The 12972-nt window shown below is 69.5% G+C and carries 10 protein-coding genes and 1 riboswitch; of the genes, 8 read left to right on the top strand and 2 right to left on the bottom strand.

Annotation, left to right across the window (positions count from 1 at the left end):
- Nucleotides 1–53 precede the first annotated feature (53 nt).
- Entirely contained in the window at nucleotides 54–335 is a 282-nt protein-coding gene (locus C3E87_RS09080) for a hypothetical protein (RefSeq protein WP_076061876.1), read from the top strand.
- Nucleotides 336–345: 10 nt separating this feature from the next.
- On the opposite strand, the gene C3E87_RS09075 is transcribed toward C3E87_RS09080, so the two are convergent.
- On the bottom strand, nucleotides 346–1107 hold the full coding sequence (locus tag C3E87_RS09075) for a HEAT repeat domain-containing protein (RefSeq protein WP_076061874.1): 762 nt from the start codon (nucleotides 1105–1107) through the stop codon (nucleotides 346–348).
- A 102-nt stretch (nucleotides 1108–1209) separates the two neighbouring features.
- On the opposite strand from C3E87_RS09075, the gene C3E87_RS09070 reads away from it, so the two are divergent.
- The 7 genes from C3E87_RS09070 (at nucleotide 1210) to C3E87_RS09040 (ending at nucleotide 10367) form a co-directional block, all read left to right on the top strand.
- A complete protein-coding gene (locus tag C3E87_RS09070; RefSeq protein ID WP_198928265.1) occupies nucleotides 1210–2880 on the top strand; it encodes an AarF/ABC1/UbiB kinase family protein in 1671 nt (556 codons plus the stop codon).
- A gap of 20 nt (nucleotides 2881–2900) precedes the next feature.
- Complete coding sequence (disA, locus tag C3E87_RS09065) at nucleotides 2901–3944, top strand: DNA integrity scanning diadenylate cyclase DisA (RefSeq protein WP_076061870.1); 1044 nt, start codon at nucleotides 2901–2903, stop codon at nucleotides 3942–3944.
- A gap of 59 nt (nucleotides 3945–4003) precedes the next feature.
- Nucleotides 4004–4110, top strand: a riboswitch (TPP riboswitch).
- 33 nt (nucleotides 4111–4143) lie between these two features.
- Nucleotides 4144–5205 (top strand): thiamine ABC transporter substrate binding subunit, encoded by a 1062-nt coding sequence (locus C3E87_RS09060; protein ID WP_076061868.1) that lies wholly within the window; start codon nucleotides 4144–4146, stop codon nucleotides 5203–5205.
- A complete protein-coding gene (locus C3E87_RS09055) occupies nucleotides 5202–6851 on the top strand; it encodes an iron ABC transporter permease (RefSeq protein ID WP_076061866.1) in 1650 nt (549 codons plus the stop codon). The genes C3E87_RS09060 and C3E87_RS09055 overlap by 4 nt, the downstream gene beginning before the upstream one ends.
- Nucleotides 6845–7819 (top strand): ABC transporter ATP-binding protein, encoded by a 975-nt coding sequence (locus C3E87_RS09050; RefSeq protein WP_083665520.1) that lies wholly within the window; start codon nucleotides 6845–6847, stop codon nucleotides 7817–7819. The genes C3E87_RS09055 and C3E87_RS09050 overlap by 7 nt, the downstream gene beginning before the upstream one ends.
- A gap of 12 nt (nucleotides 7820–7831) precedes the next feature.
- The gene (locus tag C3E87_RS09045; protein WP_076061864.1) at nucleotides 7832–8437 is read left to right on the top strand and encodes a TetR/AcrR family transcriptional regulator; all 606 of its coding nucleotides are present in this window, start codon (nucleotides 7832–7834) and stop codon (nucleotides 8435–8437) included.
- A 94-nt stretch (nucleotides 8438–8531) separates the two neighbouring features.
- A complete protein-coding gene (locus tag C3E87_RS09040; RefSeq protein ID WP_076061862.1) occupies nucleotides 8532–10367 on the top strand; it encodes a LuxR C-terminal-related transcriptional regulator in 1836 nt (611 codons plus the stop codon).
- A 65-nt stretch (nucleotides 10368–10432) separates the two neighbouring features.
- Here the strand turns inward: C3E87_RS09040 and C3E87_RS09035 are convergent, their stop codons facing one another.
- The gene (locus C3E87_RS09035) at nucleotides 10433–12928 is read right to left on the bottom strand and encodes an ATP-dependent Clp protease ATP-binding subunit (protein ID WP_076061860.1); all 2496 of its coding nucleotides are present in this window, start codon (nucleotides 12926–12928) and stop codon (nucleotides 10433–10435) included.
- Nucleotides 12929–12972 lie beyond the last annotated feature (44 nt).

Below are 12972 nucleotides of genomic sequence, written 5' to 3'. Positions count from 1 at the left end.
CCGAATGAGCGCCCCGGCTGGTAGCGTCGATCACCCGAAACAGGAGGACGGCAATGAACAGCGACCAGTACCACGGCAGCGGCCAGCTCCCAGAGGACATCACTCCCCTCCCCGGTGTGAAGGCGCAGGACCCGGACACGGGAGCGGAGGACCCCCGCCGCTCGTACGAGGAGATCGCCGACGAACTCGAAGACGATCCGGCGATCGACTCCGACACCGGCACCATCCTGGATGCGGACGACGACGACCTTGACGACGACATCGACGAGGACGGCACCGACCGCCTCGGCGCGGTGCCGTTCACACCCGTCCAGCCCAAGCATCTCGGCGGCTGACCGGGGGAGCTCAGGAGGGGTTGTGCACCCGCTCCTCGAGGAAGCGACGCGCGACGGCCGCGAGCGAGCGGTCGTCGCCCTCAGCCACGCGAGCCAGGGCTTCGTCAGAGGCGTAGCCCAGTTGACCGAGCGCGGAGACGGCGGCGAGCCGCACGTCGGCGTCCTCGTCGGCCGTGGCCTTCTCCAGGGCTTCAGCGGCGCTGTCCGCCTCGGGTCCGCCGACGTAGCCGAGCGCCTCGGCGGCGTGCTCACGCACGGCCGTCGACTCGTCGGTCAGCCGTGCCACCAGTGCGGCCACACCACCCTCGCCCAGCTTGCGGAAGGCGTCACTCAGCGCGTCGCGCTGCCAGTCGTCGCCGTCACCCAGACGCGCGGCCAGGTCACCGGCGGCCAGATGGCCGCCCGTGTTGGCAGCGGCCCGGTACGCCTTGAGTGCGACGTCCTTGTGCGGGTCCGCCACCAGCGCACGGACGTGCTCGAAGTGCTCCGGGTTGCCCACCTTGCTCACCACGTGGGCGCCGGTGAAACGGACGTGCTCGGAGTCGCTCTGCAGCATGGCGAGGATCTCGTCGTTCGCCTCGTCGGCGTGCTGCACGACGGCCCACGTGAGGTCCTCCCGCACGCGTCCGTCGGTCTCCGTCTTCAGGTGCGCCAGCAGCGCCGGGACGACGGCCGGGTCCTTGATGGACCCGAGAGCCAGCGCGGCCATGCGACGGTCGGTGCCGACGGGGGAATCGAGCTGATTGATCAGGGTCTGGGCATTTCGTGTCATGCCTCAGAACGTAAAGCCTCACGTCGCGTGAAGGTCAACCGGCGAAACCGGGGTCGACTACGCTGTGGGCAGAACCAGGGACAGGGAGCAACGATGCCGGACATGGCCATGATCACCAGGTTGGGCACGCTGCTGGTGCGCCACATGGGCGCCTTCAGCACGCAGAGCTCCGAGATCCCTGGTGACTCGCCGGACAGCAACAAGACGGCTGAGGACGCGCGCAACTTCACGCGGTCGCTCGAGGAGATGGGCCCCACCTTCATCAAGTTCGGGCAACTCCTGTCCACGCGGCGTGACCTGCTGCCCGCCGTCTACACCGACGAGCTCAGCCGGTTGCAGGACGACGTCGAAGTGGTGCCCGTCGAACAGATTCGCGCGCGCATCGAAGAGTCGCTGGGCGCGTCCGTGAACGCGATGTTCTCGGAGTTCGACGACGTGCCGATCGCCGCCGCCTCCCTCGCGCAGGTGCACCGGGGGGTGACGAAGTCCGGCCGCGACGTCGTCGTGAAGGTGTTGCGCCCCGGCGTGCGCGACCGGGTGCGCAACGACCTGGATTCCCTCGCAGGCCTGGCAGATTTCGTGGACCACAACACACCCGTCGGCCCCCGCCTCGGTGCCGCGCGGATGCTGGCCCAGTTCCGGCGCTCCATGGCCGACGAGCTGGACTACCGCAAGGAGGCGGCGAACCTGCGCCTGTTCGCGGACCTCGCCGAGGACGAACGCGACCTCGTGGTGCCCACCCCCATCGACGACTACTCCACCGACGAGGTGCTCACGCTCGAGTTGATGCCCGGGAAGAAGATCACCGACGTCGGCAGGATCGAACTGCTCGACGTCGACGGCCCGGCGCTGGCGGGTTCGCTGTTCCACTTCATGCTGAAGGCCATGCTGGTGGACGGCATCCTCCACGCGGATCCCCACCCCGGCAACCTGTTCCTCACCCCGGACCACCGCATCGCCATCCTCGACGTGGGCATGGTGGTGCGTCTGCCCGCGCGGGTCCGGACGTCGCTGGTGAAGCTGCTCGTGGCCATCGGCGACGCCGACGGCGAGGCCGCGGCCATGGTGCTGGCCGGGATGGGCCACCCGCTGGAGGACTACGATGCGGCGGCCTTCCGTGACTCCGTCACCCACCTCGTGTCCACCACGCTCGCCATGGGCCCGGATCTCCAGGCGGGCACCGTGCTGATGGAACTGGCCCGGCTCTCCGGGGAACACGGACTCCGTCCTCCCGCGGAGATGACGATGGTGGGCAAGGCGCTGCTGAACCTGGATCAGGCCACGCAGCACCTGGATCCCGGCTTCACGCCCATCGAGGCCATCCGCGCCAACGTCTCCACCATCCTCCGCGCCGGTTTCAGCCCGAGCGCCGGCCAGACGCTGCTGAGCGGGCTGGAGGGCAAGGAGTTCATCGAGCGGCTCCCCCGCCGCGCGAACCGCATCCTCGACTCCCTCGCCGAGGGCGAGTTGAGCTTCAACATCAACGCCGTCGACGAGGACCGGCTCCACATGGTGCTGCACCAGGTGGCCAACCGGGTGTCGGTCGCGCTGATCCTGGCCGCGATCACGGTGGCGGCCGCCCTGCTGATGGTCGCCGACGTCGGGCCCCGCCTCCTGGGGTACCCGGCGCTGGGCGCGATCTTCTTCCTCATCGCCGCCATCGGCGGCCTGGTCATGGTGGTCGGCATCCTCTTCGAGGACCGGCCCCCGGTCCGTCGCGTCAAGCGTCGTGACAGGCGCCGCAAGCTGTACGACGACGCCCCCGTAGACTGACCCCGACGTAAGGAGTCCAGGTGCCAAGGTCCGCCATCCGCCGCTATCTGCGGTTGCTCGCGCCGGGCACCCAGCTGCGCGGTGGCCTGGATCGCATCCTGCTCGGCCGCACGGGTGCCCTCATCGTGCTGGGCAACAACACGAAGGTCCAGCAGGTCTGCTCGGGAGGCTTCCAGCTGGGCGTCGACTGCACCGAACAGAACCTCCGCGAACTCGCGAAACTCGACGGGGCGATCATCCTCACCAACGACCTCAGCCGCATCGTGGCCGCCGGCGTGCACCTCGTGCCGGAGGGCGACCTGCCCACGGCGGAGACGGGCACCAGGCACCGGTCGGCGGACCGCACCGCCCAGTCGGCCGGCGTGCCGGTGGTCACCGTGTCGGCCTCGATGAGCACCGTCTCGCTGTTCCTGGGCGGCCGGCGCCATCCCGTCGAGACCGTGCCGCAGGTGATCAGCCGGGCCAACCAGACGCTGGCCACCCTCTCGCGCGTGGTCACGCGGCTCACGGACCAGATGGAGCAGTTCACGCTGCTCGAGATCGGCGAGCAGGTCACCCTGCGCGACCTCACGCACGTCGCGCACCGCCTGGAACTCACCCGCAGGTTGTCCACCGAGATGCGGTTCCATGTGGACATCCTCGGGGTCGAGGGGAGGCTGGTCGCGCTGCAGCACACGGAACTGGCCAGCCACTTCGAGGGGGTCGCGGATCTGCTGACGGAGGACTACGCGCACAATCTGGCGGACCCCTCGGAATTCGACCTGCTGGCGCTGCACAACTTCTCCCCCGAGGAACTCTTCAGCGGCGGCCTGGTGGCGGAGCGGCTGGGGTTCGGGGCGAACGCCAACCTGGAACAGAGCCTGGAGACGCGCGGCGTGCGACTCCTCTCCCGGGTGGGCCGGTTGCCGGCGCCGATGGTGTCGAAGCTGGTGGGCAGGTACACGCTGCAGGAGATGTTCGGGGCCTCCGTGTCGCAGTTGATGGAGATCGACGGGATCGGCCCGCGCCGTGCGCGCCAGATCCGCGACGCTCTGCTGCGGATCACGGAATCCAGCGGTTCCTGACAGACGCCCGTCAGCCCCGAACCCCCTGCGGAGCGCTTCCCGGACTGCGCTATGGTGGACGCCGAACACAGGGGAGCGCCACCGGGGCGCTGAGAGTGCGGGAGGCCGCAGACCCTCAAACCTGATCCGGTTAGCACCGGCGTAGGGAGTTGGGAATTCTCCTCGGCATCCGCCGAGCCCTCCTCTTGAAGGAGCGGACATGAAGTTCTTCGCACACTCGGCCATCGCGGGCACCGCCGTGTTGGCGCTGGCGGCCTGCGGCGGCGCGGCCACGCCGGGGGGCACGGACAGCCCTGCGGGCGAGACGTCCGAGGCGGTCACCTCGTCGTCGACCCTGACTGTGGTGACCCACGATTCGTTCAGCCTGCCGGACGACCTCAAGGCCAAGTTCGCCGAGGAATCGGGTCTGGACGTGACCTACGTCCAGCCCGGCGACAGCGGCACCCTCGTCAACCAGCTCATCCTCACCAAGGATTCGCCGCTCGGCGACGTGGTGTTCGGCATCGACAACACCTACGCCTCGCGCGCCGCGGAGGAGGGTGTCCTCTCCGGTTACGAGTCTGAGGCCCTTCCCGAGGAGGCCGAGGCCATGGCCACCGAGGGCCTCACGCCCATCGACTTCGGCGACGTGTGCATCAACGCCGACAAGCGCTGGTTCGCCGAGCACGACGTGGCGATCCCGGCCACCCTCGACGACCTCCTGAAGCCTGAATACAAGGACCTCCTGGTCGTGACCCACCCGGCGTCCTCCTCGCCGGGCCTGGCCTTCCTGCTCGCCACCATCGGCGAGAAGGGCGACGGCTGGCTCGACTACTGGTCCGCCCTGGCGGACAACGGCCTGAAGGTCGCCTCGGGTTGGACCGAGGCCTACTACACGGACTTCTCGGGTGCCGACGGCGCAGGGCCCCGCCCGCTGGTGCTGAGCTACGCCACCTCCCCCGCGTACACCGTGGACGGGGACGAATCCACCACCGAGGCGCTGCTGGACACGTGCTTCCGCCAGGTCGAGTACGCCGGCGTCCTCGCGGGCGCCCAGAACGAGGAAGGCGCCCGCGCCTTCGTCGACTTCCTGCTCAGCCCCGATGTGCAGAGCGTGTTCCCCACCGAGATGTACATGTACCCCGCGGTGACCGACACCGAACTGCCCGAGGAGTGGGCCCGCTTCGCGCCGCTGGCGCCGTCGCCGGTGGAGGTCTCCCCCGAAGAGATCGACGCGAACCGTGACCAGTGGATCCGTGACTGGACCGAGGCCATGGGGTGAGATCGACCCTGGGTTGGCGGCTGGGATGGGCGCTGACGGCGCTCGTCCCGGCCGCCTTCCTGACGCTCTTCTTCGCGTGGCCCGCCGCCGCGCTCGTGCTGCGGGGGTTCCACGACGACACCTCATGGACGCTCGAGGGTTTCAGCTCAGTCTTCGACTCCCGCCGCACCTGGGGGGCCATCTGGTTCACCCTCGGCTCGGCCACCGCCTCAACGCTGCTGTGTCTGGTGCTCGGGTTGCCGGGCGCCTACCTCCTCTACCGCTGCCGGTTCCGTGGCCGCGACACCTTGCGCGCCCTCATCACCATCCCCTTCGTGCTGCCCACGGTGGTGGTGGGCGTCGCATTCGGCTCATTGCTGCGCCCCGACGGGCTCCTCGGCTGGCTCGGCCTGGCCGGCACCCCGGCCGCCATCCTCGCCGCGATGGTGTTCTTCAACTACTCCGTGATCGTGCGCACGGTGGGCACCCTCTGGGCGCGCCTCGACCCGCGCCTGGCCCAGGCCGCCGGCACTCTGGGCGCCTCTCCCCTCCGCACACTGCGCACCGTGACGCTGCCGGCGCTGACGCCGGCGATCGTCTCCGGCGCATCCCTGGTGTTCCTGTTCAGCGCCTCCAGCTACGGCATCGTGATGGTGCTGGGCCAGACCCGCTACCGCACCATCGAGACCGAGATCTGGTTCCTCACCACCCAACTCCTCGACCTGCCGTCCGCCGCCGCCCTGTCGATCACCCAACTCATCATCGTGTCCGCCGCTCTCTGGTTGAGCGGCCGCGCCCAGGCCCGCATGACCCGCGCCCTGAGGCTGCAACCCGACGTCGACTCGGAGCGCGGCCTCTCCCTGCGCCGCGACGGCCTGGCGCTCGGCCTGACGCTGGCCGTGGCCGTGGTGCTGCTCGGCCTCCCCCTCGCCAACCTCGCGTGGCGCTCACTGCACCGCGACGGTGGGTTCACCGTCGTCAACTACCTGCAACTCGCCGCCGAGGGCGGCGCCGGAGTCAGCGTGTGGGAAGCACTCCGCACCTCACTGGTCACAGCCCTCGCAGCGACGGCCATCGCCGTGACGCTCGGGCTGCTCGTGGCGCTCATCGCCTCCCGGCGACCCCGCCGTGCCGTGGGCAGATCGGCCCTGGCCGTGTTGGAGTCACTGTTCCTGCTGCCACTGGGCGTGTCCGCCGTCACCGTGGGCTTCGGGTACCTCATCACGCTGAACCGGCCGCCGCTGGACCTCCGCTCCAGCATCGTGCTCATCCCCGTGGCCCAGGCCGTCGTCGCCCTGCCGCTCGTGGTCCGCACGCTGCTGCCCACCCTGCGCGCTATCGACCCCCGGCAACTGGAGGCCGCGGCCACGCTGGGCTCCACGCCCTGGCAGGTGGTGCGCCGTATCGAGCTGCCCCATCTCGGCCGGGCGGTGGGTCTGGCGGTGGGGTTCGCCTTCGCCACCTCGCTGGGCGAGTTCGGCGCCACGAGTTTCCTGGCCCGGCCGGACAACCCGACGCTGCCGGTGCTGATCTTCCGGCTGTTCGGCCGCCCGGGCGCAGAGAACTACGGCGTGGCGCTGGCCGCCTCCGTGGTGCTGGCAGGATTGGCAGGGATCACGATGGCCGCCGCCGAACGCCTGCGGCCGAAGGAGGTGGCCGCGTGGTAACCGGTCTGGAAGTGCGCGATGTGTCGGTCCACTACGGCCGCACCGTCGCCGTCGACGACGTCTCGCTCCGGGTGGAGCCGGGCACGATCGTGGCGCTGTTGGGCGCGTCCGGATCCGGCAAGTCGACGCTGCTGCGGGCCATCGCCGGCCTGCAACCCCTCTCGTCCGGGGCCATCCTCTGGGACGGAGAGGACCTCGCCCCCGTGAAGGTGCACAAGCGCAACTTCGGCCTCGTGTTCCAGGACGGTCAGCTGTTCCCGACGATGAACGTGGCCCGCAACATCGCCTACGGTCTGGGCAAACTCCCCAAGCCGGAGCAGCACGAGCGCGTGGAGGAGATGCTCGAACTCGTGGGCCTGGCAGGCTACGGCAGCCGCAGGCCCACCGAACTGTCCGGAGGCCAGGCCCAGCGGGTGGCGCTGGCCCGCTCGCTGGCCCCGTCGCCGCGGGCCCTCCTCCTCGACGAGCCCCTCTCCGCGCTCGACACCGGTCTGCGGCGCCGGCTGGCCGACGACCTCGCCAGGATCCTGCGCGAGACCCACACCACCGCCGTCTACGTCACCCACGATCACCAGGAGGCGTACACCATCGCGGACTTCGTGGCCGTGCTCGACGAGGGCCGGCTGCTCCAGCTGGCCTCCCCCGAGATCCTGCGGGAGCGGCCGCACAACAGGCAGGTGGCCGCCTTCCTGGGCTACCGCGCGTTCGTCGTCGAGGCCGAGGCACGCCGCCTGGGCTGGACGGGCAGCCTGGCCACGGGCGAGCTGCTGGGCATCGGCCCGGCCTCGCTCCAGCTGGATCCGCACGGTGTCGAACTGCAGGTCGTCGACCAGACGCTCACCATCGACGACGTCGAGGTGAAGGTGCTGCTGCCCGACGGCCAGACGGCGACGGTGGCCTCGCCGTCGAAACTCGACACGCGCTCAGTTCGGCTGACCCTCGTCGGGGGCGCGATCGTTCCGGCGTGACACAATGTCGCCATGCCGAAGATCGCCGCTGCCTCCGTCGCAGAGCACCGCGCGCAGGTGGAGGTCAAACTCCTCGACGCAGCCGAGGCGCTGCTCCGCGCCGGGCTGCCCCTCACCGCTGGGAAGGTGACGCAGGACGCGGGCATCGCGCGCAACAGTATCTACCGCTACGTGGACAGCATCGACGACCTGCGTGGCATGGTCGTGGCCCGCTACCTCCCCCTGTGGTCCAAGACGGTCGGTGACGCCGTCGCCGAGGTGTCGGACCCCGGGGACCAGGTTGTCGCCTGGGTGCGAGCCAACCTCGAGGAGGCCGCCAGCACCGGCCACGGGTGGCTCATGCAGATGGCCCAGCAACCTGGAGCCTCCAGGGTGACCTCCGCCATCGCGGACCAGGCCCACGACGTGCTGCGCGCCTCACTGATCCGCGCCTGGCGCGCACTGTTGACGGACCCTGATCTGATGCGCCTCAACGTCGCCCTGACCCGCGGCATCCTCCAGGCCGCGTTCGTGCAGCTTGATCGTGGATTTCCACCCGAGAAGCTGATTCCGTCGGTGGTGGACGCCGCCAGGGCCCTGGTTGACGCGGCAACCGGCACCGCCGCACGCGTAAATTAGTTTCCTTCCCCCTGCCCCGCCAGGGACACCGGGGATAAGATTGCCCGAACGGCGCCCGATGGGCGTGGAAGGTGCGGGGGCTATGTCACCACAGATGGCAGATCGGCTGGTCGCGGTCCTCGCGCGGCTGTCGCCAGGGGTGGTGTGCGTCAGCGGAGGCGCGGCAGGTGACCGTTCCGCCGTCGTCGAGGGGGCGCTGCAGCGGCTGACCGGCCAGTACCGGGAGCCCTCCCACGTCGACCTGACCACGCTCGACGCCGACCAGGCGCTGGCGCGGGTACTCACCGCGATGCGCAGGCTGCCGGCCCGCCGCACCTCCGCTCCCGGGCGGTCCTCCATGTGGGAGCCGGAACTCCTCGTCGCAGACCACGCCGAGAACCTGGCGGGACGCGAGGCCCAGGTCTCGGCGGCCGCGGAGCGCGAGGGAGTGGCCGTGCTCGCCGTGTCCCGGCACCGCCTCAGCGGCGGGCTGCTCGCGTCCCTCTCGCTCGGCCCGGTGGAACAGCAGCCACCGCCCCGGGCGCCGGCGGAGCACGACGCAGCAGTCGGTCCCGAGCGGTACGCGGCCATCGCCCGGCAGGCAGCACTCCACCGCTCGAGCGGCGACGACCTGTCGGCCATCGCCGTGCTCGCCTCCACCTACGATGCCGCCCGTGGCGCCGTCCACGAACTGGAGGCGGTCAACCCCCCGATGGCCGCGAGGCTCGCCGTCGACCTCCTGCCGGAGGCGGACCGCCGAGGCGACGAGGACATCATCGGCGACGTCCTGTACCGGCTCCTGAACCGGGCCGACACCCCGTTGGAGGTGAAACTGGACGGTTTCACCTGGTTGGCCCTCATCGAGTCCTTCACCCCGGACGCGGTCCAGCGGGTGCCACGCATCCAGAAGAACCTCAACGCCGGGGTGGCGATAGCGGAAGCGCTGGGGCGCCCCGAGGACCTGCTGTTCCCACGCCTCGCCGAAGTCCTGACGCTGGGCGTGCTGCGCGACTACGACCGTGCCGGCAGGTCCGCGGCTGACGGTCTGGCGATCGCCGCGCGTCTCGGACTGGAAGGCTGGCGGGCGCGCTTCGAGTTCGGCGTCGCCACGATCCGCCACGTGCTGGGGGACCACAAGGGAGCCACCGACATCGCGATGTCCGCCTGGCAGCGGGCCGAAAACGCCCGAGACCAGAAGGCGATGATCTACAGCGCCCTGCTGCTCGGGCGGCTGCCGTCCACCAGACCTGATTCCCCCGGCGGCCTGCCTGCCCTGCGCCGGGCGCTGTCGCTCGCCCGGGAACTGGGTGACCGGCGCCTCGAATCCTTCACCCTGGTGCTCCTCGCGGTCCAGGCGCTCTCCACCGCAGACCCCCTCAGCTCCGCGCCCTGGCTGATCGCGCGCTACCGGCTGGTGGCCCGCAACCGCAACGGCAACGCCCTGGTGCCCCACGTGCTGTTGACGCTGCGGTTGGCCGCCCGCATGGGGCATCCCCGGGTCGCGGCTCGGTTGCACGGCTCACTGCTGCAGTGGAACGAGCTCATCCTCGGCGCGCTCCCCTCAGTGCTGCAGACCCAGTACTACGAGGCGGTGGCGATGGCCAGCGCTTCCCTGGGCGAGGCCGAGTTCGGCAGGTGCGCGGAGGAAGGTACGTACCTGTCGCTGGAGAGCGCCGCCGCGGAGGCAGTCGATTATGTACTGCGGATCGCGAGCCCCGGCGCGGCTGCCGCACCCACCTCGTCACCGCCGGGCGACTTGACCGCCCGGGAGCGGGACGTGCTGCGCCTGCTGGTGAGCGGGCACCGCAACAAGGAGATCGCCGAGCGCCTGGTCCTCTCCCCGAAGACCGTGATGCACCACACCAGCGCCATCTATCGCAAGCTCGGCGTGCGCGGCCGGGCAGAGGCCGCCGTCGCCGCCGTGCGCGTGGGCATCATCCCACCACCCTGAGGCGGGCCGGGACGCAGCGCGGGATGGGCCCTTCCGGACCCACCCCGCGACAGCTGTACGGACGGTTACTCGGCGGTCTTCGCCGGTTCCAGTGCCTCGACGGCGGACTTGACGACGCCGGTGAACGTGAACGGCAGCTCCGCTCCCTCTTCCGCGACATCCACCAGGACGATCTGACCGGCGGTCAGGTCACCGAAGAGGATCTTCTCGGCGAGGATGTCCTCCATGTCGCGCTGCAGGGCGCGACGAAGCGGACGGGCGCCCAGCACGGGGTCGAAGCCCCGCTTGGCGATCAGCGTCTTGGCCGCGGGCGTGAGCTCGATGCCCATGTCCTTGTCCTTCAGGCGGCCCTCGATCTGGGCGACCATCAGGTCGACGATCCGCTCGATGTCCTCCTGCGGAAGCTGGTGGAACACGACGATCTCGTCCACGCGGTTGAGGAACTCGGGGCGGAAGTGCTGCTTGAGCTCGTCCGACACCTTGTTCTTCATCTTCTCGTAGCTCGAGCCATGGTCGTCGGCCCGGGAGAAGCCCAGGTTGACCGACTTCGAGATGTCGCGCGAACCGAGGTTCGTCGTCATCACGATGACCGTGTTCTTGAAGTCCACGACCCTGCCCTGCGCGTCCGTGAGGCGACCCTCATCGAGGATCTGCAGGAGCGAGTTGAAGATGTCCGGGTGGGCCTTCTCGATCTCGTCGAACAGGACCACGGAGAACGGCTTGCGGCGCACCTTCTCCGTGAGCTGGCCGCCCTCCTCGTAGCCGACATAGCCGGGGGGCGAGCCGAACATCCGGGAGGCGGTGTGCTTCTCGGAGTACTCGGACATGTCGAGTGTGATGAGCGCGTCCTCGTCGCCGAACAGGAACTCCGTGAGCGCCTTGGTCAGCTCCGTCTTGCCGACGCCCGAGGGGCCGGCGAAGATGAACGAGCCGCTGGGGCGCTTCGGGTCCTTCAGGCCTGCGCGGGTGCGTCGGATGGAGCGCGACAGCGCATGCACCGCGTCGCTCTGGCCGATGATCCGCTTGCCGATCTCGTCCTCCATGCGGAGCAGCCGCTGGGACTCCTCCTCAGTGAGCTTGAACACCGGGATGCCGGTGGAGCCGGAGAGCACGACCGCGATCTCCTCCTCGCCGACGACGGCGGGGATGTCGGAGTCGCCCTGCTTCCAGGCCTCCTCCTTCTCCGCACGCTGCGCGCGAAGCTTCTGCTCCTCGTCTCGGAGGCGTGCTGCCTTCTCGAAGTCCTGCGCGTCGATCGCGGAGTCCTTCTCCATCTTGTTGGCAGCGATCATCTCGTCGAATTCACGCAGGTCCGGCGGCGCCGTCATCCGCTGGATGCGCAGGCGGGCGCCGGCCTCGTCGATCAGGTCGATGGCCTTGTCCGGCAGGAACCGGTCCTGGATGTAGCGGTCTGCCATGGTGGCCGCGGCCGCGAGGGCCTCGTCGGTGATCGTGATGCGGTGGTGGGCCTCGTAGCGGTCACGCAGGCCCTTGAGGATGTCGATGGTCATCGCGACGGAGGGCTCAGCCACCTGGATGGGCTGGAAACGGCGCTCCAGCGCGGCGTCCTTCTCGATGTGCTTGCGGTACTCGTCGAGCGTGGTGGCACCGATGGTCTGCAGCTCACCGCGGGCCAGCATGGGCTTCAGGATCGACGCGGCGTCGATGGCACCCTCGGCTGCACCGGCCCCGACGAGCGTGTGGATCTCGTCGATGAACAGCATGATGTCGCCGCGGGTCTTGATTTCCTTGAGCACCTTCTTCAGGCGTTCCTCGAAGTCACCGCGGTAGCGGGAGCCGGCGACCAGCGCGCCGAGATCCAGCGTGTAGATCTGCTTGTCGCGCAGCGTCTCCGGCACGTCACCGCGCACGATCGCCTGGGCCAGGCCCTCCACGACGGCGGTCTTGCCGACGCCGGGCTCGCCGATCAGCACCGGGTTGTTCTTGGTGCGGCGGCTGAGCACCGTCATGACGCGCTCGATCTCGTGCACGCGGCCGATCACAGGGTCGAGCTGGTTCTCACGCGCAGCCTGTGTGAGGTTGCGGCCGAACTGGTCGAGCACCTGCGAGCTGGACTTCTCAGCCCCGGTCTCTGGTGCACCGGACATGGAGGACTCGCGCCCCTGGTAGCCGGTGATCAGCTGCAGCACGGTGTTGCGCACGCGGCTGAGATCAGCACCGAGCTTGATCAGCACCTGGGCGGCCACACCTTCGCCTTCGCGGATGAGGCCGAGCAGGATGTGCTCGGTACCGATGTAGTTGTGGTTCATCTGCAGAGCCTCGCGGAGCGAGAGCTCGAGCACCTTCTTGGCGCGCGGCGTGAACGGGATGTGCCCCGTTGGCACCTGCTGGCCCTGGCCGATGATCTCCTCGACCTGGTCACGCACGGCCTCGAGCGCGATGCCCAGCGATTCCAGAGCCTTCGCAGCCACGCCCTCGCCCTCATGGATGAGGCCGAGCAGGATGTGCTCCGTGCCGATGAAGTTGTGGTTGAGCAGCTTAGCCTCGTCCTGCGCCAGCACTATCACGCGGCGGGCTCGGTCCGTGAACCGTTCGAACATAAGAACTTCTTCCCTTCCCGTTGCCGCGCGACGCGCACGGAGGC

The organism is Tessaracoccus sp. ZS01, assembly GCF_022342445.1.
Classification (GTDB): domain Bacteria; phylum Actinomycetota; class Actinomycetes; order Propionibacteriales; family Propionibacteriaceae; genus Arachnia.
This window is presented reverse-complemented; position numbering and strand designations above follow the sequence as displayed.